Consider the following 22,009-nt stretch of genomic DNA (forward strand, 5'->3'; position numbering starts at 1 on the left):
CCCAAGGAGCACCGAATGAGCATCACCCCCATCGACCTCACGCAGCGCCTGGCCGGCAAAGTCGCCGTCATCACCGGCGGAGCGAGCGGAATCGGCCTGGCCACCGCACGGCGGTTTGCGGCCGAGGGCGCCACCGTGGTCATCGGCGACATGGACGAGGCGGCCGGCCTCGCGGCCGCCGAACTGGTCAACGGCCTGTTTGTGAAAGTCAACGTGGCAGATGAGGATCAGGTGAACGAGTTGTTCGACACCGCCGCCCGCACCTACGGCTCTGTCGACATCGCCTTCAACAACGCCGGAATCTCCCCGCCCGAAGATGACTCAATCCTCACCACTGAGTTGCCCGCCTGGCAGAAGGTTCAGGACGTCAACCTCAAATCGGTATACTTGTGCTGCCGTGCGGCCCTCCGGCACATGGTCAAGCAGGGCAAGGGATCGATCATCAATACCGCCTCATTCGTTGCCGTGATGGGGTCGGCCACCAGCCAGATCTCGTATACCGCTTCCAAGGGCGGTGTTCTCGCCATGAGCCGTGAGCTGGGTGTGCAGTTCGCGCGTCACGGGATTCGGGTCAATGCGCTCTGCCCGGGCCCGGCCAACACCCCGCTGCTCCAGGAACTGTTCGCGAAGGACCCCGAGCGTGCGGCGCGCCGCCTCGTGCACATCCCGCTCGGACGTTTCGCCGAAGCCGAGGAACTCGCGGCCGCGGTCGCGTTCCTGGCCAGCGATGATTCGTCATTCATCACCGCGTCGACGTTCCTCGTGGACGGCGGCATCAGCTCCGCCTACACGACACCGATGTAATGGACGAGCCGGCCGGTCTCCGCGGTGAGTCGCTGCTGCGCCCTGTGCGCGGCGGCAACTCATTCGAGGAGACCGTCCAGCGGCTTCTACAGACGGTTCGCCTCGGCCTGGTCGGGCCAGGCGAACGGCTGCCGGCCGAACGAGAACTCGCGACAATGCTCGCGGTCAGCCGCGACACTGTGCGCGACGCGATCGCCTCCCTCAGCGACGCCGGGTACCTCGTGTCCCGGCGGGGTCGATATGGAGGGACCTTCGTCAACGATGTTCTGCCCGCACTCACTCCGGGCGCGAACCGGGACGGCGCGTTGGCGCCCGGACGCGAGCTCTCGCCGGACGCCATCGAGGACACGCTTACCCTCCGCGAGATCCTCGAGGTGGGAGCCGCACGTCACGCGGCCGGCCGCGCCCTCACTCCCAGCCAACGGGAACTGCTGTGGCTGAGCCTCGTCGAAGCGAGCGCCGCCACCGGCGACGAGTATCGCCGTCTTGATTCGCGATTCCACCTCATGGTCGGTGAACTGGCCGGTTCGGCCTCGCTGATACCGCTCATCGCCGACGTGCGGATGCGGGTGAACGAGCTCCTCGACACCATCCCCTCGCTCGGACCCAACATCGCCCACTCCAACACTCAGCACGAGCAGATCGCGATGGCGATTCTCACCGGCCGCCCTGATGCCGCGGCGCAGGCGATGAGCGAGCACCTCGCCGGAACAGCCCTGCTGCTTCGCGGCTTTCTGGAATAGCGGCGGCCGGGTCGCTACGCGCCGAGCAGGGCCTCGACCGGTCCGCGCACGAAGAACAGCACAAAACCAGCCGCGACAACCCAGAGCAGGGGGCTGATCTCCTTGCCCTTGCCCGAGAAGGAGCGAACGAGCACCCAGCTCACGAATCCCGCGCCGATGCCGTTGGCGATCGAGTACGTGAGCGGCATGACGATAATGGTCAAAAAGACCGGGAGCACGATCGAGAACTCCGAGAAGTCCACGTGACGGATCTGGGAAACCATCATGGCCCCGACGATCACGAGAGCGGCCGCGGCGACTTCAAGCGGGACAATCTCGGTCAGCGGCGTGAAGAACATGGCCGCGAGAAACAGCACGCCGGTGACGATGTTGGCCAGCCCCGTGCGTGCACCCTCGCCGATGCCCGCACCGGATTCGATGAACACGGTGTTTGACGACGCGGATGCCGCGCCCCCGGCTACCGCGCCGATGCCCTCGACGATGAGCGCTGATTTCAGGCGCGGGAAGTTACCGTTCTTATCGGCAAGGCCGGCTTCATTGGCGAGCCCGGTCATCGTGCCCATGGCATCGAAGAAGTTGGTGAAGACAAGAGTGAAGACGAGCATCACCCCGGCCAGCATGCCGATGCGGTCAAACGCGCCGAAGCTCACCTGGCCGATCAGGCTCAGGTCGGGAACGGCCATAATTTCGGTGGGCACAACCGGGGCGTTGAGGTTCCACCCATCCGGGTTCACCCCGAATGATGGGCCAACCTTGAAAATGGATTCGAGTATGACCGCGATGATCGTCGTCGCAACGATGCCGATGAGCAGGGCCGCTTTCACCTTGCGGGCCAGCAGCACACCGATGATGACGAGGCCGATCACGAAGACCGCGGTGGGCAGGGTGGTGATGGAACCCTGGTCACCCAGCTGTACCGGCGGCGAGGCCGCGCCGCTGGACCGCACGAATCCCGAGTCGACGAGGCCGATGAAGGCGATGAACAGTCCGATACCCACCGTGATAGCGATCTTCAACTGCCGGGGAACGGCATTGAAGATGAGTTCCCGCATGCCCGTCGAGGCCAGGATCACAATGATGACTCCGTTGATGAGCACGAGGCCCATGGCCTCGGGCCAGGTGACCTGGCCGACAACGCTCACGGCCAGGAAGGAGTTGATGCCGAGCCCGGCAGCGAAGCCGTACGGGAGGCGAGCAACGAGACCGAAGAGGATCGTCATGACCCCGGCGGTCAGCGCGGTGACCGCCGCAACCTGTGCGTTGGGCAGCCAGTTGCCGGCCACGTCAACGGCGGCCTGGTCGGCGCTGAACCCGCCGAGGATCAGCGGGTTCAAGATGACGATGTAGGCCATGGTGACGAAGGTGACCAGGCCGCCGCGCATTTCACGGGCCCACGTGGACCCGCGACTGGTGATCTCAAAATAGTTGTCGACTCTGGCCCTCACGCCGGTGGGCTTCGGGGATTCTGCTTCTGAAGTTGTTACGTTCGTGCTGGAAATTGTGTGCTCCCGGGCCGTTCGACAAGTAAATAGACGGGCTGTGTGCGCTGTGGCGTTATTGGCAAGCCCACGTGATTCTCAAATGACCAGTCTACGACTCAGACGTGGGGCACGAACGCGCACCAGGCCACGCGGCGTTCGGCGCCCGGGTCAGACTCAACGCGGTCACTCGCGTCGATGATGAGGGTTTCGCGGGTCAACTCGTCATAGCGGGGCCAGTGGGCGTCGGGAACCCCCGCACTGGCGAACCCCAGCCACCAGCGTTGCATACGGGCACCGACGGCCCGGAAGGCGGCCCGCCCACCAAGCAGGGTCATGCCCCGACCCGGCCATCCGTTCAAACGGTCAAAGAGCGGGAACAGCTCCAGTCCGTGCGTTGCGTCGAGCCCCATCCATCGCACCAACCGTGGGGCAGCGTCGAAGCGGTAGAAGTACACCGGGGCGTAACGGGAATGTCGTTCCCCCACCTTGATGCTCGGGTACCAGAACGCGTAATCACCGCCGAAGTCGAGGGCCGGGCGCAGGGCGGGGAGTCCCGGGTACTGCGCCCTGAGTGTTCTGCGCGCCTTCTTCTTGGTTCTCTTGAAAATTGCCCGGATGCGGGTGGGCGTCGTAGCGAGAATGTCGATGCGCCCGCTGAAGAGGGACCCTTCTCGCGCATTGGTCCCGATGATCAACGGTACGCGGTGGGCTCGGCCATCCCGGAAGGCATCAAGCGGACGCTCCGGAAGAAAGACCCCGTCAATGACCGGACACAGCGGAATCGTCCCAGGATCCTGATCCGGGGTGCGCAGGGTGAGCTCGGTCGTCGCCTCGGCCAGTCGGGCCGGATCGGTGTCGAGCAGCAAGCGAACCGCAGGGTCACCGGTTTCGGCGCCCGCCGGTTCAGCGGGTGCGCCCCGCACCTCGGCGAGGCTCTGCACGAATTCCGCGGCCCACCGAGCGGTCAACGACGGCGGATACACGGCATTGGCCGGGGCGCTCTGCGCGATGGCGCGATGAAAGAGACCAGCGGCGGTCGGCACCGTCATGAGCGTCGTCACCGCGTTTCCGCCGGCCGACTCGCCGAACAGGGTGACGGCATCCGGGTCACCCCCAAATTCGCGAATATTCTCCTGCACCCATTGCAGGGCTGCGACCTGGTCACGTAGACCCAGGTTGCTCTCGAAGGGGCGCTCCGGCGTGGAATACCGGCTGAAATCGAGGTACCCGAGGGCACCCAGCCGGTAATTGAGACTCACATACACGATGCCGCCGCGCCGCACGAGCCCCTCCCCCTGCTTAGGCACCTCGCGGGACGACCCGACACTGTACGCACCGCCGTGAATGAAGACCATGACCGGGCGCAGGGCCTTCTCCTGCGCTCCGACCGGGGTGGCCGCGTCGTCCGGCACGATCACGTTGAGGTTGAGGCAATCCTCGCCCTGCGGGATACGCGGGTGCGCGCCGATGAATTGCCCCCGGTGGCTTTGCGGCGCGACCGCACCGAACTCGTGTGCCGGTCGCACGCCCGACCACGCGGAAACCGGCCGGGGTGACCGAAATCGCAGGTCACCCACGGGTGCGGCCGCATACGGGATGCCGCGCCAGGAGAGCACGCCACGCTCGCGCACACCGCGCACGTCCCCGCCGCTCACGCGACGAACGAGTTCGTCGATCTGCTCTCTCGCGATCTTGCTGGCCGGAACAGTCATTCCCCGATCCTATTTCTTTACTACCATCGGTTTGAGAGCGCGCAACAACGAAACGAGAAACAATGGCACTTCCCTGGACTCTGCACGGTGACGGAAAAACAGTCGGAGCACAGGAGGTCGTCGGCCCCGGTGAGCGCCTCAGCTGGCCGATAACCATCGGTATCGGCGCCCAACACGTCGTCGCCATGTTCGGCGCGACCTTCCTCGTACCGCTGCTGACCGGTTTCCCGCCGAGCACGACGCTGCTGTTCTCGGGAATCGGTACGTTGCTTTTCCTGCTCATCACGGGCAATAAACTCCCGAGCTACCTCGGCTCGTCGTTCGCGTTCATCGCGCCGATCACGGCCGCCACGGCGTCGGCGGGAATGGGCAGCGCCCTCTTCGGCATCATGGCCGTCGGTGTGCTGCTGGCCATTATCGGGCTGGTCGTGCAACTCACCGGAACCTGGTGGATTGACAAGCTCATGCCACCCATCGTGTCCGGGGCCATTGTGGCCCTCATCGGGTTCAACCTCGCCCCGGTGGCCAGGGCGAACTTCGACCAGGCGCCCCTCACCGCGGGGATCACGCTGCTGGCGGTGATCCTGTGCACCGTGCTCTTCCGGGGCATCCTCGGCCGGCTGTCGATCTTTCTCGGAGTGCTCGTGGGCTACGTGGCCGCCGTTGCCTTCGGACAGGTCGACTTCAGCCAGGTGGCTGCTGCCCCCTGGGTGGGCCTGCCGCCATTCACCGCCCCGGCGAATCCGTTCGAGAACCCGGCAGCCGTGTTCGGCGTGCTACCGGCGTTCCTGCCGGTCGTTCTCGTTCTCATCGCCGAGAACGTGGGCCACATCAAGGGCGTGGCCCAGATGACGGATGCGAAAGTGAACCGGCTCACCGGGCGGGCACTGCTCGCCGACGGGCTCGCGACCATGCTCGCCGGTTTCAGCGGCGGCAGCGGAACCACAACCTATGGCGAGAATATCGGGGTGATGGCGGCCACGCGCATCTATTCGACGGCCGCCTATTGGGTGGCCGGGATCACGGCGATTCTCCTCGGGCTCTCCCCGAAGATCGGTGCCGTCATCAACACGATCCCGGCGGGAGTGCTCGGTGGCGTCACGACAGCGCTTTACGGCCTCATCGGCGTTATCGGCGTGAAGATCTGGCTCGACAACAAGGTCGACTTCTCCAAGCCCGTCAACCAGTTCACCGCGGCGACCGCACTCATCATCGGCATCGCCGACTTCACGCTCTCTGCCGGCACGCTGAGCTTCAACGGGATTGCCCTGGGCACGATCGCTGCAATCGTGATCTACCACCTGATGACATGGCTCGGCCGGGTGCGCCGCACGGCCTGAGCCGTCGGCGTTTCACTCAGCGGTGAAGCGCGGGGATGACAAGGTACACGCCGTACAGCCCGGCACCGGCGCAGAGAACGAAGCACGCGTAGCCGGCAGCGATCGCGATGCGTTTCTGCGAGTCGGTCAACGGATTGGCCGCCGCCGCCTTGCGGGTGCGCTTGGCGATCTTGGCCGCGCGCTTCGGGGTGAGCACCGTGATGGCACCCGTGAATTCGGCCGGATCCACCAGCGGGATCCGCCCTCCGGTCGTGAGTAGTCGCAGCCCGAGGGAATACAGGCCAACGACCACGATGGCAGAGACAAGCGATGCCCCCGCCACGATGACAAAGGCGAGCCAGTCGATCACAGTGCCATCTCCTTGCCAGTCTTACCGTCCGTGCGCTTGCGGCGCCTCGGCGTCTTCGTGATCCTGACCACGCGGCCGGCATCGTCAATATCGTTCAGCATCGTGTTGTGCGTGACCCGGTTTCGGCGTGACCAGCGGAACAGCACCGCAATGACCAGACCGCCGATGAGGGCGTCGAGGAAGATTCCGATCGGCCCGAGCGCGGTCAGCCCGGCGGCAAAAGCGCCCATGATCGCCGACGCCGGCAGGGTCATTATCCAGCCGAGGGAGATGCGACCGGCCATGCCCCAGCGCACGGTGGCGCCGCGACGGCCGAGCCCCGACCCGATGACAGAGCCAGACGCCACCTGGGTGGTGGATAGGGCGAATCCGAGGTGGCTCGAAGCAAGGATCGTCGCGGCCGTGCTCGCTTCGGCGGCGAAACCCTGGGCGGGTTTGACCTCGGTGAGGCCGGTGCCCATGGTGCGGATGATGCGCCAGCCGCCCGTGTACGTGCCGAGGGCGATGGCGAGGGCGCAGACGGCGATGACCCAGAAGGCCGGTCCGCTACCGACGGCCTGGAAGCCACCGGCGATGAGTGTCAGGGTGATGACGCCCATGGTCTTCTGGGCGTCGTTGGTGCCGTGCGCGAGCGCGACCAGGGAGGAGGAGAAGATCTGGGCGGAGCGGAATCCGCCGCGGCCATCCGGCTTTCCCGCCTCACGCCGGGTTATGGCATAGGCGAGTCTTGTGGCCAGAAGCGCGACCAACCCGGCGATCAGCGGCGCGATGAGCGCGGGCAGCACGACCTTGGCGCCCACGACACCGAAGTCGACGGCGTTCGTTCCGATGCCGATGATAGCGGCGCCGATCAGGCCACCGAACAGCGCGTGACTCGAGCTGGACGGCAGACCCCGTAACCACGTGACGAGGTTCCACACCGTGGCCCCGATCAGGCCGGCGAAGATGAGTTCCGGCGTGATGAGCACACCGTTTTCACCCTCGGTGATGATGCCGCCGGAGATGGTCCTGGCCACCTCGGTGGAGAGGAAGGCGCCCACGAGGTTGAGGAGGGCGGCGACTCCCACGGCGACCTTGGGTTTCATTGCCCCGGTCGCGATCGGCGTTGCCATGGCATTCGCCGTGTCGTGGAACCCATTGGTGAAGTCGAACACGAGAGCGAGCGCGATGACGAGCACCACGATCAGGCTGAGGTCAGGCATTGGGTACCACTGTCTTGAGGTCGGGGCCGAAGGTGAACGTGGCGTGGGCGGGGGCGCCATCAAGGACGCCGGGAAGCCAGTGCTTCGCGTCGTCCCACATGTCCTTGACAGGCAGCGCCGCCACCGCAAACCACTCGGGGTTGAGCTCATCGGATTCGCGGGGCGTGCCGGTCCACTCGGAGCAGACGAACACGGTGGATACCTGGCTCCAGGAGTCTCGGTGCGGGAACAGGTACGTGAGCACGCCGAGCGGAACCAGGTTCTGCGCCTCAACGACCAGGCCGGACTCCTCCTCGATCTCGCGCACGGCGGCATCCACCGCGGTCTCACCCCGTTCGAGTTTGCCGCCCAGACCCACAATATTTCCGAGTCCGAGGCCCCTCTTCTTGCGCCCCAACAGCACCTGAAATTCACCCGTCGGCGTCCGTCGAGTGAGGTAGCACACGCACACCTGGGGCACAGTCATTTGCTCAGCCTAACTCGCCGGAAACCCCATGCTTGAAGGGCTATGGTCGAGGTATGGAATTTGTACCTGGCACCGGAACCATCACCATGTTCACGACAACGTGGTGCGGCTACTGCTCGCGGCTCAAGTCGCAGCTGAAGCGGGCGGGCATCGGGTACCGAGAGGTCAACGTCGAAGAGGTCGAGGGAACGTCGGAGCTCGTGATGAGCCTCAACGGGGGAAACCGAACGGTACCCACCGTGCTGTTCCCCGACGGTTCGAGTGCGGCCAACCCCTCCCTCGCCGAGGTGCAGGCCAAACTCGCCTGATCAGCACGCTCGCGTTCGACAGGCGCCAATCGACAAGCGCCAATCGAACGGCCTATCCGAACAGGACAGCGGCCTCGTCGTAGCGCACCGGTGAAACCTTCTTGAGGCCGATCGTGGCCGCAGCAATGCTGACAACCTCGATTTCGGTGCCGCGCAGGGAGACCATCGAGCCCCACTGCTCGGCGTAGATGGCATCGACCGCAGCCATACCGAGTCGCGTCGCCAGCACTCGGTCATATGCCGACGGCGCGCCACCGCGCTGGGTGTGACCGAGCACCGTGGCGCGGGATTCGATCCCGGTTGTCTCCTCAATGAGGGGCGCAATGATTTCGCTGATCCCCCCGAGCCGCGGCCGGTCGAACGCGTCGAGGCCCTTGTGCGAGTGCGCCTGTTCCATTCCGGAGAGCAGGAACCCCTCCGACACCACGATGACCGGGGCGCGTCCTCGTGCGCGCACGTGCTCGACCCACTCGCAGATCTGCTCGATCGTCTTCGGCTGCTCGGGGATGAGGATGGCGTGGGCACCGCCGGCCATGCCGGAGTGCAGAGCGATCCAGCCGACGTGACGGCCCATGACCTCCACCACCATGCATCGCCCGTGTGACTCTGCGGTCGTGCGCAGCCGGTCGATGGCCTCGGTGGCGATTTCCACCGCGGTGTTGAAGCCGAAGGAGTAGTCGGTGGCCTCGAGGTCGTTGTCAATCGTCTTGGGCACGCCCACGATCTTGAGTCCGGCTTCGGTGAGACGGTGAGCGGCGGTGAGCGTGCCCTCCCCGCCGATGGCGATGACGGCGTCGATACCCTCGGCGTCAAGTGTGCGCTGGATGTTCTCCGGACCGCCGTTGGCACCTTCGAACGGGTTGGTGCGTGAGCTGCCGAGGATGGTTCCACCCTGGCCCGAGAGGCCGCGCACGCTGTGCCGGTCGAGAGTGATGAACTCGCCCTCCACGAGCCCGTTCCAGCCGTTGCGAATACCAACGAACTCTGCATCGTGCACGCGTTCGCCCTTGAGCACGGCGCCGCGAATGACCGCATTGAGTCCGGGGCAGTCGCCCCCACTGGTGAGGATACCGATCTTCATGGTCTTCTATTCCTTCACGCGTAAACAAACATGGTTCGCCCATTCTGGGCCAGCCTGACCCCGGCCCCAAATCGGCCGCGGTCCGGCGACTTAAGGGGTGCCGTCGAGAGCCTGGGTGAGCAGGTAGACCAGCGCGCTGGCCTGAATCGAGTCGGCCGACCTGTCTTCTTCCTGGGATCCGTCGAGTGCCCGGGCGGCGAGGCCCTGCTTGCTGCCGATCAGGTCGGCAATGCGAGCGTCGATGGTGTGGGCGGCAATGATGCGCCACGCTGTGACGGGCTCATCCTGCCCGATGCGGTGCACTCGGTCGATGGCCTGCGTCTGTTCGGCGGCGGTCCAGCTCAACTCGGCCAACACCACGTTCGATGCCGCTTGCAGGTTCACGCCCACGCCGGCCGCGGTGAGCGAGCACACCGCAATGGAGACGTCCGGGTCGTTGTTGAAGGCGTCAATCGCTGCCTGACGGGCGACGGCGCTCTGATCGCCGCGCAGCGAGACCGTGCGCAGCTCGCGCTTGGCGAAGAGGTCCTCCGCGGCATCCATCACGTCGATGTGCTTGGCGAAGAACACGACCTTGCCCACCGAGCGGGCCAGTTGGGCGGCGTAGTCCGCCGCGAGGCCCGCCTTGGCCTGGCCGATCTTGCGAACCATCGTGAAGACGTTCTCACCGGTGGTCTGACCCTTGGAATCTTCGAGTTCCGCGTGAGCGACCGCACGGATGTAGGAATCGCGCTGGTCGGCGTCCGGGGCGATGGGCCCTGGACCCGAATGCCGGGCCGCCACGAGCGCGTTGTAGCGCACCACGAGGCGGGCGCCGAGTTCGCGTTCCGCCTTCTGGATGGAGCGACCGAGTTCGTCGTCGAGTTCGACCGGGAGGTCGGCGATCCGCTTCGCCGGAAGGTCGGCTGCCACGTCGACCTTCCGGCGACGCACGATTCCCATGTCGATGACCGCAGCACGGGCCTCGGCGTAGAAGCTCGGATCGGCGGGGGTGAGTCCGGTCTCCTCGAGGCGCTGCAACAGTGCCGGTGCCGGCTTGTCGCCATCGATCCAGCCGAGGAACTGCCAGATGGCACGAAAATCGTCCACATCGTTGATCAGGGGTGTTCCGGTGAGGGCCATCAGCAGGGGGTTGCCGCCGGGGGTGCGACGACGGATCTGCTCCGCAAGGGAGAGCACATGTTTGGATCGTTGCGACTGCAGGTTCTTGATGAAGTGCGCCTCATCGACGACCATGCCCTTGAAACCGAGGGTGCCCAGCCAGGCGAGGTGCCTGTCCAGCACGTCGTAGTTGACAACCACAACGTCGGCAAAGGCGTCGAGGGTATGACCGTCGCCGTGAATCACGGTCGCCCGGCGATTCGGCGTCCACAGTTCCACCTCCCGCGCCCAGTTCATCTTCACGACGTTGGGCACGATGGCCAGAAGCGGGTACGCGTTGCTGACGGATGCCGCGAGCAGGCTCTGCGCCGTCTTGCCCAGTCCCGGCTCGTCAGCGAGCAGGTAGCTGCGGTGGCCCAGCCTGGCGCTCTCGACGAAACGAGCCTGGTGCCGCATGAGGTCCATGCCGGGCGGGGACAGGCGGTCGAGTGCGGGGGCTTCGGGCATGTCCATGCTAGCGGCCTGTCCGCCGGAGCCGTATTCAAAGGATTTGAAAAGGGGCCCCAGCAGGTCCCAGTTGGCCAGGCGACGCGCGCGCGACATGGGAGCAGCCTGCGCCGCGCTGAAATCGGGAGCGAGGAAGGGGTTGGCAAGCTGTCGCATCCTGACCGACGCCGGAACAACCTGGTTGGCCGGCGCGGGGGCCTTGACCTCCGGCTCGCGGGTGATGATCAACTCGTCGGGGCTGAGCTCTGCCCCCGACTCAAGCAGCCAGTCGCGGCGGAACCTCTGGGCCACGGTGGAGACACCGGCATCGGGTTCAAGCAGGGTGATCAGGCTCGTATCGCGGGCGGCCGTTTTCGCCAGGATCTGCGCGATACCGTCAAGGCGCTTGAGCAGTTCCGCGCGATTGATATCTGTTTGCTCGGTGTCGGCCTTGACCCGGGCGCGCTCTTCGCGCATGAGGAGCGCGATGACCTGGTACTTCGTGCGGTTTGTCGGTCCAAGCTTGGCGCCGGTCTGGGCCTTGGCTTCCACCTCGCGCACCTTGCGCGCCAGGATGGGAATGATGGGCGCATCATCGTCTCGGGATCGCGGTCGCATTCGCCGGCCTGCGTTGCCACGGTTACTCGAACCGTCGGTGCGGGTATTAGCCATTGTTCTCCACTTCACAGCCTCGCGGCGCTGGTGACACGCTCACGAGTGGCGGCATCCCAGGTGTTGCGGCATCAACAGACGCCGTCGATCGCTACAGTCAATCCCCAAGAACCCGGGGCCTTACCGGATTTCTTCGACTGCATCTCGTCCTTCTGGAACGGTTGCAGTGGCACGGTGGCGTCGGTGACCAGGTTCTTCAGTGGCCAGTCTACGCCCACAATTCACGCGCCCGAGCATTTCACGACTCAGGCGTGCTTCACCGGCACCTTGGTTCGAATTCCCGCAATGATGAAGACGAGGGCCGCAATGTACTGGGCGGATTCCCATCCCTGGCCCTCGAGCGGAATTATGACGATGGGATTCCAGAGCACGGCAATGGGGACGAGACCCAACAGCCACCACCAGGACTTCGCCTGAATGACAAAAACCGTGATGATGAGGGCGAGGATGCTCACGGCATATCGGATGATGATGTACGACTCGTCGCCGAAGAGCGCGGCACCGGCCAGAAGCACGATGGCGCCGAGAATTCCCGGCGCGACCGCGGCGCGGGTGAACGTTGGTGCAGCTGGGGTGCCCATCAGACGCCCCCTCCGTCGCCGCCACCCGAGAAACCGCCACGGCCGGAACTCGACGAACTCGTTGCGCTGCCAGACCAACTTGAGGCCGACGCGGTTGAGAAGGCGCCCAGCGCGCTCGCACAGTACACGGCACTGAAGGCGTGTGATCCCACGAACCAGTCCGGCTGCGTGGCCGTTTGTTCGTAATAGCGGCCGAGCACCCCCGACCAATCCTTTTCCTGGTGGAACAGAATCGCACGCGGCAGAACTCGCTCGGACAGTTTCACGATCTGCGTACGGTCCGTGACACTCGCTCCCCCGTTCTCGGGTCGGTAGGGCGAGCGCAGTGCACCCGCCGGACTCTGCAGCACTCGCAGTCGGTCGGCTTCCGCCAGGCCTATGTACAATTTCACGCCTTTCAGATTGTCACGCAGTTCGGCTCCGCTCGCGGTCAGCGGTCGAAAATTCGAGACACACGCGACGGTGACGACGCTTGCGATGACCGACATCAAGATTATCGCGGCGGGCCACATGCCGCCGACCACCGTGGCTACCGCCACGAGACTCGTTCCCACACCCAGGACGGCGGTGGCCATGGCCCCGCCAATGAGCCACGCGCGGCGCATCAATCGGGGCATGGCCTGGTTCTACCGAAGGCCGCGGGCTCCCTGGCCGACACGGGGGTGCGCTCAGGCGCGCTGGATCGGGATCGACGTTGTGGAGGTCGGTTGTTCGAACAGCATCTCGAGGCCCGGTTTGAGTTCGGAGACCCAGGCCTCGTACCCTGCCTCGGTGAGGTGCAGATAGTCTTCGGAGAATCGCGGGTCGATCACACCATCCGATTGGGCGAGAGCCGGCCACAGGTCGAGGTACAGTGCGTGCTGGGTTGGTGCGTACTGCCAGATGTGCCGATTGATGTTACGGATGGTGTTGGCCAGGTCCCGATCTCGAGGAAAAACGGACTGCACCAGCAGCCGCGTCTGCGGCAGCGCCTTGCGCAGGCGATACAGAATCGTTTCCACATTCCGTACGACGTACTCGTCAGACCTGCGCCACCCGAGATCGTTGGTTCCGATCAACATCACTATGGCGTCGGGCTCCAGCGCAATTACGGAGTCGAGACCGGCAACGATCTCATCGGTCGTGTTCCCGCTCACGCCCAGATTGGTGACGTCGTAATCGGGCAACCATTCTGCCCACTTGCCGCCCGCAATGAGGCCATCACCCAAAAACACGATGGATACAGACATATGGACCTCCTGGCGAACCATGATGGTTTGAACGCGTGACTCAGGCCACCCCGTCTCAGCTAATCCTAAGCGGCGACCGCGTCGAGATCGAGGATGTCACCCAAGTCCGGCAGACTAACCCCAACCGGGGGTCGGTCACCGTGCGTACCGGAAATCACGACGAAGCGGGCCTGCTGCCGGTCTCCGCGAGGTCGCTGTGCGCTTCGGCCGCCGCCGTCGCCGTGATCCGGGTGGCCATTCCCTCAAAGATAATGCCATGGAACGGTAGAACGACGGCCCAGTAGAGCCTGCCGCCGAGGCCGCGAGGAAAGAAGACCGCGCGTTGCCGGTAGAGCGAACCGCCGTCTGCGGCCGGGGTCACCGTCATTTCGAGCCACGCCCGGCCAGGAACCCGCATCTCGGCGCGCAGGCGCAGAAAGCTGCCGTGGTCGATCTTCTCAACGCGCCAGAAGTCGAGCACGTCGCCGATGTGCAGGTGATCGGGGTTGCGGCGGCCGCGCCGGAGGCCGACCCCGCCGACGACCTTGTCCATGAGGCCGCGAATGGCCCAGGCCAGAGGGAAGGAGTACCAGCCGTTCTCTCCCCCGATGCTTTCGATCACACGCCACAGGTCCTCGGGTGCGGCGGGCGTGCTCTTTTCCCGGAGGTCCGTGTACACGACGTGACCGGCCCAGTCGGGGTCGCTCGGCAACGGGTTGCTGGCGGCACCTTCGATGGAGGAATTGCGCCAACTCGTCTCGACGTCACCGTCGCGCATCCGCCCGAGGGCCAGGCGCACGGCCCGGCGGTAACCGGTGAGGCCGCCGGGTGGGAGCGGAATGTACTCGTCAATGTCGCGCTCGTGCACGATGCAGTCGTATTGCAGCGACGCGATGATGGGGATGGCGAGGTTTCGTGGAATGGGCGTGACGAGGTTGACCCACTGTGATGCCAGCCACGGCGTGAGCACCGGCAGCGCCGCAATGGCGCGCTGCTTGAGGCCGGCCTCGAGGGCGTAACCGTTCATCATCTGCCCGTAGCGCAACACGTCGGGGCCGCCGATGTCGAAGGTGCGATTCACGTCGGCCGGCAGGTCGGCACACGCCTGCAGGTAGTACAGCACGTCACGCACGGCAATGGGCTGAATCTGATTGCGCACCCACTTGGGTGCCGGCATGTAGGGCAGTACATCGGTCAGGTGCCGGATCATCTCGAAGGAGGTCGAGCCTGACCCGATCACCACGCCGGCTTGCAGTGCCGCCGTGGGCACGCCGGACTTGAGCAGGATCCGGCCGACCTCCATGCGCGAGCGCAGGTGTGGGGAAAGTTCGTCGGTATCGGGGTGCAGGCCGCCGAGGTAGACGATCCGGGAGACGTTCGCGGCGGCGGCCGCCCTGGCAACGTTCTCGGCGGCGACCCGCTCGGTGCTCTCGAAGTCACCGATGGTGCCCATCGAGTGCACGAGGTAGTAGAGGACGTCCACGTCGGTGCACGCCGGCTCAAGGGAGGCCGGGTCCCCGAGGTCTCCCTCGTAGATCTCCACCTGGTCGGCCCAGGGCACGTCACGCAGTTTCGACGGGGTACGCACGAGCACCCGCACGTGGAATCCGGCTTCGAGCAGTTTCGGAACGAGGCGTCCGCCGAGGTATCCGGTGGCGCCGGTGACAAGTACGCGTCGAGAGGTCATGCGGGGCAGCCTAGCGGCTGCCCCTCACAATTTGCCCCCGGTTGCGCTACAGGATTGCCTTCGTGTGCCACACCGTTTTGGTCTCGGTGAACGCGACGATGCGGGCCAGGGCCGGTGCCGCGGCATCCGCTCCGGATTCCGGCGGCAGAACACGCTTGAGAGTGTCGGCCGCGGATATCTGCAGCTCCACCCAGTCGAGGTTTCCCGCTCCGACCAGGTCGAGCGCGTTCACGTCGGCGTGGCTGGCGAGCCAGGGCGCGATCTCGGCCGGCGAACCCGTGAGGATGTTGACGACGCCACCGGGAACGTCGCTCGTGGCGAGCACCTCGCTGAGGCTGATCGCGGCAAGCGGCGCCGTTTCGTGGGCGACGACGACCACGGTGTTGCCGGCCACGAGGGCGGGGGCGATGGCGCTGATCAGGCCGAGCAGCGAGCCTGCGCCCTGGGGCGCGATGATGGCGACAACCCCGGTGGGTTCCGGCACGGAGATGTTGAAGAACGGGCCGGACACGGGGTTGGCGTTGCCGGCGACCTGAACGTACTTGTCGGCCCAGCCGGCGTACCAGACCCAGCGGTCAATGGCCTCATCGACCTGGGCGCCGGCGGCCTGGGTGCTCACGCCCTCCGAGTGCACGATCTCGTCGATGAACTGGATCCGCCGTCCCTCGAGCAGCTCAGCGATGCGGTAGAGCACCTGGCCGCGGTTGTAGCCTGTGGCTCCCGACCAGCCGGAGAGGGCCCCGCGGGCGGCGACGACCGCCTCTCGGGCATCTTTACGGCTGGCCTTGGCGGCGTTGGCCAAAAATTCACCCTTGTTGGACACGACTTCGTACACCCGTCCGGATTCGCTGCGCGGAAATTTTCCGCCGATGTAGAGCTTGTAGGTCTTGGGAATGGTGAGGCGGGTCACTTGGTGGCCTTCTTTTCTACTGCAGGCTTCTTGACGGATGCTGCCGGTGTCGGCGACGCGCTGAGCGCGGCGCGCACCGACGGACGAGCCGAGGGCTTGAGATACGCGGCGAGACCATGACGGCCACCCTCGCGTCCGTAGCCGGACTCCTTGTAGCCACCGAACGGGCTTGCCGGGTCGAACTGGTTGAACGTGTTTGCCCAGATGACCCCGGCGCGCAGCTTGTCGGCGACGGCGAGGATGCGGCTTCCCTTGTCACTCCAGATGCCCGCGGAGAGGCCGTACGGGGTGTTGTTGGCCTTGGCGATCGCCTCGGCGGGGGTGCGGAAGGTGAGCACGGACAGCACCGGCCCGAACACCTCCTCGCGGGCGATCCGGTGACTCGTCGACACGTTGGTGAAGATCGTCGGTGCGAACCAGAATCCGTTCTCCGGAATGGCGCAGTCGGCACTCCACCGTTCGGCACCTTCCTGGTCGCCGATGTCGGAGAGCTCGGTGATGCGCGCAAGCTGCGCGGCACTGTTGATGGCACCGATGTCGGTGTTCTTGTCGAGCGGGTCGCCGAGGCGCAGGGTCGACAGTCGCTGCTTCAAACGATCGATGACCTCGTCGTGGATGCTCTCCTGCACCAGCAGACGACTGCCCGCGCAGCAGACGTGGCCCTGATTGAAGAAGACACCGCGAACGATGCCCTCGATGGCCTGGTCGATGGGCGCGTCATCGAAGACGATATTGGCGCCCTTGCCACCAAGCTCGAGGGTGAGCTTCTTATCGGTGCCGGCTACCGACCGCGCGATGGCACGTCCGACGGCCGTGGACCCGGTGAAGGCCACCTTGTTCACGTCCGGGTGGTTGACGAGAGCGGAACCGGTGTCTCCGGCGCCCGTGATGATGTTGACGACACCGGCGGGCAGGTCTGCCTGCTGCAGAATCTCGGCGAACAGCATGGCGGTCAGCGACGTGGTCTCGGCGGGCTTGAGCACGACCGTGTTTCCGGCAGCGAGGGCCGGCGCGATCTTCCACGCGAGCATCAGGAGCGGGAAGTTCCACGGGATGACCTGGGCGGCAACGCCCAGGGCCGCCGGGTTCGGGCCGACGCCGGCATGATCGAGCTTGTCTGCCCAGCCCGCGTAGTAGAAGAACCACGCGGCCACGAGGGGCACGTCCACGTCGCGGGTCTCCTTGATGGGCTTGCCGTTGTCGAGGCTCTCGGCGACGGCGAGTTCCCTGGCCCGTTCCTGCACGAGCCGTGCAATACGGAACAGGTACTTGCCACGGTCACTGCCGGAAAGGCGCGACCACGTCTGTTCGTAGGCGTGACGTGCGGCGGCCACGGCGAGGTCGACATCCGCCGCGTTGGCCGAGGAGATCATGGCGATCTGCTTCTCGGTGGCCGGGGAAATAGTCTGGAACGGGGTCCCGCGACCGGGCGTGAAGTCCCCGTCGATGAACAGGCCGTACTCGGCCTGGAGGTTGAGGAGCGCCTGGGACTCCGGGGCGGGGGCGTAGTCAAGAAAATTCATGGGAAGGTCCTTAGTCGATCGTCACGTAGTCGGGGCCGGAGTAGTGCCCTGTGGTCATCTTCTGGCGCTGAAGCAGCACGTCATTGAGCAGGCTCGACGCGCCGAAGCGGAACAGGTGCGGCTGGAGCCATTCCTCGCCCACCGTTTCGGCCACGGTGACGAGGTACTTGATCGCGTCTTTCGACGTGCGGATGCCGCCGGCCGGTTTGACACCGACCTTCTCCCCGGTGAGACGGTGCCAGTCGCGGACAACCTCGAGCATCGAGAGGGTCATGGGCAGGGTCGCCGCCGGGGCGACCTTTCCGGTGGAGGTCTTGATGAAGTCTCCCCCGGCGAGGATGGCGAGCCAGCTCGCGCGGCGCACGTTGTCGTAGGTGTTGAGTTCACCGGTCTCCAGGATGACCTTGAGGTGGGCGGACGTTCCATCGCTGCGACGGCAGGCGTCCTTCACCGCCACAATCTCGTCGTAGACCTGGCCGAAGCGACCGGAAAGGAAGGCACCACGATCAATGACCATGTCGATCTCGTCGGCACCGGCGTTGACCGCGTCGGCGACGTCGAGCAGCTTGATCGCCAGCGACGCACGGCCACTCGGAAAAGCGGTGGCGACGGCCGCGACATTCACGCCCTCCGCTCTGCCTGCGGCATGCGCGGAACCGAGAGCGGTCACGGCCGTGCCCACCATGTCGCCGTAGACGCAGACGGCAGCAACGCGCGGGCACCCCGGATCGCTCGGGTCGGGGATGAGCGCCTTGCTCACGAGGGAGCGCACCTTGCCGGGGGTGTCGGCGCCTTCCAGCGTCGTGAGGTCAATGAGGCCGATGATCGTGTCGATCGCCCAGCGCTTCGAGCTGGTCTTGATGGAGCGGCTGCCGAGATCGGCGGCGCGCGCCTCAAGGCCGACGGCATCAATTCCGGGGATGCCGTGCAGGTAGCGGCGCAGGTTCGCGTCGGTCGCTTCGCCCCCGATGAGGGAATGCGCGCGCTGGGCCGCCCGGGCGGGTACCAGATTACTGGTCGTCATAACGTGTCCTTACTGTGAAAGTCTGGCTCGGCACCGGGTGATGGATGCTGTTCGATGTCGGTGTGCGGGTCAATCGCTGCTGCTGAGGAGTGCGTTTGCGGTGTCCTCGTCGGTGATGAGCACGGTGCAGAGGCCGTTGTCCACGATGGCCCTGGCAACCCGGTGCTTGGCTCGTCCGGAGATGACGGCAATGGCATGCGGTGCGCGCCGCAGTTGCTCCAGTTGGATACCGACCGTACGCTCATCAAGTTCGGGGTCGACGATGCGTCCGTTCTTGTCGATGTAGCGGCCCACGATGTCACCCACCGCACCTTTTTGCACGAGCTCGGTGATCTGAGCGACGGTGAGGTAGCCGCTGTCCACGAGCGCAGAGTTCTCGTCGGCCTGGCCGGCACTGTAGAGGTAGGCGGTGGCGTTCGCGCCCTGCTCCAATACCGCTGCGACGGTGCGGTCGGATTCGATCGCACGTTTGGTCTCGCGGTGCTCGAAAATTGCGGGGCTGGGCAGCAGGGTAGCCAGTCCGTGCGCTTTCTGGGCAATCATCACGGCCGTGGCCGCCGCGGTGCCGGCGTGCTGGTTGAGGCTCACGCCGCCGTTGATCTGCACGACGTTGACGCCGGGGGCCCAGCCCGGCTTGAGGCTGAGGGAGATTTCGTGCAGGGTACGTCCCCAGCTGATGCCGAGGGTGCGGGGAATCGGTCGGAGCCCGGTGAGGTAGTCGGCAGCGGCCTGGGCCGTGCGCGCCTGCAGTTCCTCGTCGCTTGAGACCCCGGCGGCGGAGACGACGATGACGTCAGTGAGACCGGTGGTCTCACGCAGCTTGCGTTCGATCGGCAGGCGGCGGGCTCGTGGATGCACGATTTCGATGCGGATGAAGCCGTTGGCCTTGGCCTGGGCGAGGAGACGTCCCACCTTCCAGCGGGTGATACGCAGGATCACCCCGATTTCGTCCTGCGTCTGGTTCTCCTCGTAATAGAGCTCGGCGGCTCGAATGGAGAGAAGCTCATCAATGTCGCTCATACGTCCGGCCTTTCCACTGTCCTGAGGCCAGCCTAGGTTGCTCCGCGGACGCAAACAACAGACGTTGAAAATAATGCTCATATGAGCGGGCAGGGTCACGTCGCGCCGTGACCGGCCGCAGCCTAGGCTCTCACCATGGACCACACGCCCCCACACCCCGCCCTCGCCATTGACGTGGGCGGCACGAAGGTTGAAGCCGCCCTCGTAGACAGCCTCGGGGCTCTGGTGCCCGGAACCCGGCATCGCGCGCCCACGGGCCAGGGTGCCACGAGCGGCGAGCTCGCCGCGGCCGTGACCGCCGTTGTCACGCGCACGCTCGCCGACCTACCCGCCGAATCGGAACTGGCCGGCGTGGGTATCGGATGCGCCGGACCCATCAATCTTCCGGACGGCGCCGTGTCCCCGCTCAACCTTTCGGTGTGGCGCGACTTCGGCCTGCGCAACCTCGTGCAGGCACTCGTGCCCGAAACCACGGTGCGGCTCCGAATGGACGGCCTGTGCATCACGCTCGCCGAACACTGGGTGGGCGCCGGGCGCGGCTACGACAACGTCATGGGCATGGTCGTATCGACCGGGGTCGGCGGAGGACTCATCCTCGACGGCAACACGGTGAGCGGCCCCACCGGGAATGCCGGACACGTGGGACACATCGAGGTCGGCGGATTCGACGACCCCTGCGTGTGCGGCGGGACCGGATGCCTCGAAGCCATCGCATCCGGACCCAAGACCGTGGCCTGGGCCCGGCGTCAGGGGTGGACGGGCGAAACGGGGGAACATCTCTCGGAGGCCTATGCGGCCGGGGATGCGATCGCGATGCGCGCCGTTCAGCGCAGCGGCCGCGCCCTCGGGCAGGCCATTGCCGCCGCGACGACTCTCCTCGACCTGGACATCGTAGCCATCGGGGGCGGGTTCTCCCAGGTGACGCCGGACCTGTTCCGGTTCGCCCGCGAGGCGATTGCCCTGCGCACCCAGCTGCCCTACGCCACCCGGGTGCAGGTCGTGCCGTCGGCGCTCTCGGGCGACGGGCCCCTGATCGGTGCCGCCGCCCTCATCCACCGCGCGTCGCTCGTGCCGTGATCCCTCTCGAACGTCAGCGTGACCGGTTGAGATCGTCCTCAAGCATGTGCGGACGGGAAATGACGGCCGCCGCCACCGGCACCACACCCGCCATGGCGACAAGGACCAGCAGCGGCCAGGTCCACCCGCCAGTGACTGAGTGCAGCAGGCCGAATAGGAGCGGCCCGAGCGCACCAATCGTGTAACCGACGCTCTGCACGAATCCGCTCAGGGCCACGGAGCCGGTGCGGGTGCGGGTGCGCAGGTTGATGAGCACGAGGGCCAGCGGAAACAGAAGCGGCCCGAGGCCGGCGAACACGACCCACAGCCAGGTGAGCGTTTCGGGTGCGAGGAGCAGGCCGAGGTCCCCCGCAATGAAGAACCCCACGCCGAGGTACACCAGCCGTCCGATGTTCTTCATCCGGGCGGCCAGCACCGGGATGAGGAACGCACCCGGAACACCCATCCCCGCATAGACGGCCAGCAGGGTTCCCGCCTGGGCGGCGCTCATCCCCGCGGTATCCCGGAGCAACTGCGGCAGCCACGCGAAGAAGGAGTACGCGTTGACGGCGGCGATTGCGAAGATCGCGGCAATCGCCCACGCGACCGAGGAACGCCAAATACGGCCCAGAACAACCGGGTCGGCCTCGTCGATCACCGGGGTCGGCGCGCTCCGCGTGCGGTGGCGCACGAGCATGGTCGTCCACGGCACGAGAGCCACCAACGCGAGCACCATCCACATGCCGAGCGAGGTTCGCCAGCCCACGGCATTCGCTACGGGGACGGCCACGAGCGCCGGGAACAGGGTACTGAGCGCCATCAGGGTGACGTAGAGCGAGGTGAGGAGTCCGACCCGGTCGGGAAAGTATTTCTTGACCAGCGGCGGCAGGAGCACATTGCCGATGCCGAGGCCCGCAAACGTGAGCGCGCTCCCGAGCAGCAGGCCCATGAGCGAGACCGAGAGACCACGGGCCAGATGACCGAACAGAATGGCGAGCAGGGAAACGATGAGGAGGCCCTCAAGCCCGATTCGGCGCGTGAAGACGGGGGCGACGATGCCGAACACCGCAAAACACACCGGCGGCAACATTCCGAGCACGCCCAACGTTGCGACACTCAGCGAAATGTCCGCGTCGATTCGACTCGCGATCGGCGACAGGGCGGCGACGGCCGTGCGCAGGTTCGCGGCGACCAGCAGGATCCCCACAAACGCGAGGGTGCGGCCGTAGAACACGCGGCGCCTGGCGCTCATGCG

The 22,009-nt window shown here is 65.8% G+C and carries 21 protein-coding genes; 5 read left to right on the top strand and 16 right to left on the bottom strand.

The features are described 5' to 3' along the window. Positions 1–15 precede the first annotated feature (15 nt). Together EDD25_RS03695 and EDD25_RS03700 are read left to right on the top strand one after the other, a co-directional pair. A complete protein-coding gene (locus EDD25_RS03695; RefSeq protein ID WP_134172081.1) occupies positions 16–804 on the top strand; it encodes a 3-oxoacyl-ACP reductase in 789 nt (262 codons plus the stop codon). Beyond that, the gene (locus EDD25_RS03700; protein WP_134172082.1) at positions 804–1,547 is read left to right on the top strand and encodes a FadR/GntR family transcriptional regulator; all 744 of its coding nucleotides are present in this window, start codon (positions 804–806) and stop codon (positions 1,545–1,547) included. The genes EDD25_RS03695 and EDD25_RS03700 overlap by 1 nt, the downstream gene beginning before the upstream one ends. A 14-nt stretch (positions 1,548–1,561) precedes the next feature. On the opposite strand, the gene EDD25_RS03705 is transcribed toward EDD25_RS03700, so the two are convergent. Continuing rightward, positions 1,562–2,992 (bottom strand): NCS2 family permease, encoded by a 1,431-nt coding sequence (locus EDD25_RS03705; RefSeq protein ID WP_241986356.1) that lies wholly within the window; start codon positions 2,990–2,992, stop codon positions 1,562–1,564. Between the two features lie 152 nt (positions 2,993–3,144). Then, positions 3,145–4,740 carry a carboxylesterase/lipase family protein gene (locus tag EDD25_RS03710; RefSeq protein ID WP_134172083.1) on the bottom strand — a complete coding sequence of 532 codons (1,596 nt, stop codon included), beginning with the start codon at positions 4,738–4,740 and terminating at the stop codon, positions 3,145–3,147. A gap of 62 nt (positions 4,741–4,802) precedes the next feature. Here EDD25_RS03710 and EDD25_RS03715 point away from each other — a divergent pair, with 62 nt between their 5' ends. Further along, on the top strand, positions 4,803–6,080 hold the full coding sequence (locus tag EDD25_RS03715) for a uracil-xanthine permease family protein (RefSeq protein ID WP_134172084.1): 1,278 nt from the start codon (positions 4,803–4,805) through the stop codon (positions 6,078–6,080). A gap of 16 nt (positions 6,081–6,096) precedes the next feature. Here the strand turns inward: EDD25_RS03715 and EDD25_RS03720 are convergent, their stop codons facing one another. Genes EDD25_RS03720 through EDD25_RS03730 form a run of 3 tightly spaced genes read right to left on the bottom strand, consistent with a single transcriptional unit; the run spans position 6,097 to position 8,097 of the window. Next, on the bottom strand, positions 6,097–6,429 hold the full coding sequence (locus tag EDD25_RS03720; protein ID WP_134172085.1) for a peptidase: 333 nt from the start codon (positions 6,427–6,429) through the stop codon (positions 6,097–6,099). Then, positions 6,426–7,631 carry an inorganic phosphate transporter gene (locus EDD25_RS03725; RefSeq protein ID WP_134172086.1) on the bottom strand — a complete coding sequence of 402 codons (1,206 nt, stop codon included), beginning with the start codon at positions 7,629–7,631 and terminating at the stop codon, positions 6,426–6,428. Before EDD25_RS03725 ends, EDD25_RS03720 begins: the two co-directional genes overlap by 4 nt. After that, positions 7,624–8,097 (bottom strand): 8-oxo-dGTP diphosphatase, encoded by a 474-nt coding sequence (locus EDD25_RS03730; protein WP_134172087.1) that lies wholly within the window; start codon positions 8,095–8,097, stop codon positions 7,624–7,626. Before EDD25_RS03730 ends, EDD25_RS03725 begins: the two co-directional genes overlap by 8 nt. Positions 8,098–8,150: 53 nt before the next feature. Here EDD25_RS03730 and EDD25_RS03735 point away from each other — a divergent pair, with 53 nt between their 5' ends. Further along, complete coding sequence (locus EDD25_RS03735; protein ID WP_134172088.1) at positions 8,151–8,405, top strand: mycoredoxin; 255 nt, start codon at positions 8,151–8,153, stop codon at positions 8,403–8,405. A gap of 52 nt (positions 8,406–8,457) precedes the next feature. Here EDD25_RS03735 and EDD25_RS03740 read toward each other — a convergent pair whose 3' ends face one another. The 10 genes from EDD25_RS03740 to EDD25_RS03785 all read right to left on the bottom strand — a co-directional run bounded on the left by EDD25_RS03740 (position 8,458) and on the right by EDD25_RS03785 (position 19,698). Next, the gene (locus EDD25_RS03740; protein ID WP_134172089.1) at positions 8,458–9,486 is read right to left on the bottom strand and encodes a 6-phosphofructokinase; all 1,029 of its coding nucleotides are present in this window, start codon (positions 9,484–9,486) and stop codon (positions 8,458–8,460) included. A gap of 90 nt (positions 9,487–9,576) precedes the next feature. Next, complete coding sequence (locus tag EDD25_RS03745; RefSeq protein ID WP_134172090.1) at positions 9,577–11,691, bottom strand: DEAD/DEAH box helicase; 2,115 nt, start codon at positions 11,689–11,691, stop codon at positions 9,577–9,579. Between the two features lie 299 nt (positions 11,692–11,990). Continuing rightward, positions 11,991–12,326 carry a DUF6804 family protein gene (locus tag EDD25_RS03750; protein ID WP_241986355.1) on the bottom strand — a complete coding sequence of 112 codons (336 nt, stop codon included), beginning with the start codon at positions 12,324–12,326 and terminating at the stop codon, positions 11,991–11,993. Beyond that, positions 12,326–12,943 carry a hypothetical protein gene (locus tag EDD25_RS03755; RefSeq protein WP_134172091.1) on the bottom strand — a complete coding sequence of 206 codons (618 nt, stop codon included), beginning with the start codon at positions 12,941–12,943 and terminating at the stop codon, positions 12,326–12,328. Before EDD25_RS03755 ends, EDD25_RS03750 begins: the two co-directional genes overlap by 1 nt. A gap of 51 nt (positions 12,944–12,994) precedes the next feature. Further along, a complete protein-coding gene (locus tag EDD25_RS03760) occupies positions 12,995–13,555 on the bottom strand; it encodes a GDSL-type esterase/lipase family protein (RefSeq protein ID WP_241986354.1) in 561 nt (186 codons plus the stop codon). A gap of 154 nt (positions 13,556–13,709) precedes the next feature. Then, on the bottom strand, positions 13,710–15,221 hold the full coding sequence (locus tag EDD25_RS03765) for an SDR family oxidoreductase (RefSeq protein ID WP_134172093.1): 1,512 nt from the start codon (positions 15,219–15,221) through the stop codon (positions 13,710–13,712). Between the two features lie 46 nt (positions 15,222–15,267). Next, entirely contained in the window at positions 15,268–16,131 is an 864-nt protein-coding gene (locus tag EDD25_RS03770) for an aldehyde dehydrogenase family protein (RefSeq protein ID WP_134172094.1), read from the bottom strand. Beyond that, complete coding sequence (locus EDD25_RS03775; RefSeq protein WP_134172095.1) at positions 16,128–17,654, bottom strand: aldehyde dehydrogenase family protein; 1,527 nt, start codon at positions 17,652–17,654, stop codon at positions 16,128–16,130. Before EDD25_RS03775 ends, EDD25_RS03770 begins: the two co-directional genes overlap by 4 nt. Before the next feature lie 10 nt (positions 17,655–17,664). Continuing rightward, entirely contained in the window at positions 17,665–18,678 is a 1,014-nt protein-coding gene (gene deoC, locus EDD25_RS03780) for a deoxyribose-phosphate aldolase (protein WP_134172096.1), read from the bottom strand. A 69-nt stretch (positions 18,679–18,747) separates the two neighbouring features. Further along, on the bottom strand, positions 18,748–19,698 hold the full coding sequence (locus EDD25_RS03785; RefSeq protein WP_134172097.1) for a sugar-binding transcriptional regulator: 951 nt from the start codon (positions 19,696–19,698) through the stop codon (positions 18,748–18,750). A 135-nt stretch (positions 19,699–19,833) separates the two neighbouring features. On the opposite strand from EDD25_RS03785, the gene EDD25_RS03790 reads away from it, so the two are divergent. Further along, a complete protein-coding gene (locus EDD25_RS03790) occupies positions 19,834–20,775 on the top strand; it encodes an ROK family protein (RefSeq protein ID WP_134172098.1) in 942 nt (313 codons plus the stop codon). Between the two features lie 13 nt (positions 20,776–20,788). Here EDD25_RS03790 and EDD25_RS03795 read toward each other — a convergent pair whose 3' ends face one another. Beyond that, positions 20,789–22,006, bottom strand: coding sequence for an MFS transporter (locus tag EDD25_RS03795; protein WP_134172099.1), 1,218 nt, complete (start codon positions 22,004–22,006; stop codon positions 20,789–20,791). Positions 22,007–22,009: the final 3 nt, after the last annotated feature.

It is taken from the genome of Cryobacterium psychrophilum, from assembly GCF_004365915.1.
Lineage (GTDB): Bacteria > Actinomycetota > Actinomycetes > Actinomycetales > Microbacteriaceae > Cryobacterium > Cryobacterium psychrophilum.

Excerpts from the sequence above, each read along its gene's own strand:
- EDD25_RS03785 (WP_134172097.1), bottom strand. The coding sequence starts at position 19,698 with ATGAGCGACATTGATGAGCTTCTCTCCATTCGAGCCGCCGAGCTCTAT.
- EDD25_RS03730 (WP_134172087.1), bottom strand. The coding sequence starts at position 8,097 with ATGACTGTGCCCCAGGTGTGCGTGTGCTACCTCACTCGACGGACGCCG.
- EDD25_RS03695 (WP_134172081.1), top strand. The coding sequence starts at position 16 with ATGAGCATCACCCCCATCGACCTCACGCAGCGCCTGGCCGGCAAAGTC.
- EDD25_RS03755 (WP_134172091.1), bottom strand. The coding sequence starts at position 12,943 with ATGCCCCGATTGATGCGCCGCGCGTGGCTCATTGGCGGGGCCATGGCC.
- deoC (WP_134172096.1), bottom strand. The coding sequence starts at position 18,678 with ATGACGACCAGTAATCTGGTACCCGCCCGGGCGGCCCAGCGCGCGCAT.
- EDD25_RS03740 (WP_134172089.1), bottom strand. The coding sequence starts at position 9,486 with ATGAAGATCGGTATCCTCACCAGTGGGGGCGACTGCCCCGGACTCAAT.
- EDD25_RS03735 (WP_134172088.1), top strand. The coding sequence starts at position 8,151 with ATGGAATTTGTACCTGGCACCGGAACCATCACCATGTTCACGACAACG.
- EDD25_RS03795 (WP_134172099.1), bottom strand. The coding sequence starts at position 22,006 with ATGAGCGCCAGGCGCCGCGTGTTCTACGGCCGCACCCTCGCGTTTGTG.
- EDD25_RS03750 (WP_241986355.1), bottom strand. The coding sequence starts at position 12,326 with ATGGGCACCCCAGCTGCACCAACGTTCACCCGCGCCGCGGTCGCGCCG.
- EDD25_RS03700 (WP_134172082.1), top strand. The coding sequence starts at position 804 with ATGGACGAGCCGGCCGGTCTCCGCGGTGAGTCGCTGCTGCGCCCTGTG.
- EDD25_RS03725 (WP_134172086.1), bottom strand. The coding sequence starts at position 7,631 with ATGCCTGACCTCAGCCTGATCGTGGTGCTCGTCATCGCGCTCGCTCTC.
- EDD25_RS03775 (WP_134172095.1), bottom strand. The coding sequence starts at position 17,654 with ATGAATTTTCTTGACTACGCCCCCGCCCCGGAGTCCCAGGCGCTCCTC.
- EDD25_RS03790 (WP_134172098.1), top strand. The coding sequence starts at position 19,834 with ATGGACCACACGCCCCCACACCCCGCCCTCGCCATTGACGTGGGCGGC.
- EDD25_RS03745 (WP_134172090.1), bottom strand. The coding sequence starts at position 11,691 with ATGCGACCGCGATCCCGAGACGATGATGCGCCCATCATTCCCATCCTG.
- EDD25_RS03765 (WP_134172093.1), bottom strand. The coding sequence starts at position 15,221 with ATGACCTCTCGACGCGTACTTGTCACCGGCGCCACCGGATACCTCGGC.
- EDD25_RS03710 (WP_134172083.1), bottom strand. The coding sequence starts at position 4,740 with ATGACTGTTCCGGCCAGCAAGATCGCGAGAGAGCAGATCGACGAACTC.
- EDD25_RS03715 (WP_134172084.1), top strand. The coding sequence starts at position 4,803 with ATGGCACTTCCCTGGACTCTGCACGGTGACGGAAAAACAGTCGGAGCA.
- EDD25_RS03760 (WP_241986354.1), bottom strand. The coding sequence starts at position 13,555 with ATGTCTGTATCCATCGTGTTTTTGGGTGATGGCCTCATTGCGGGCGGC.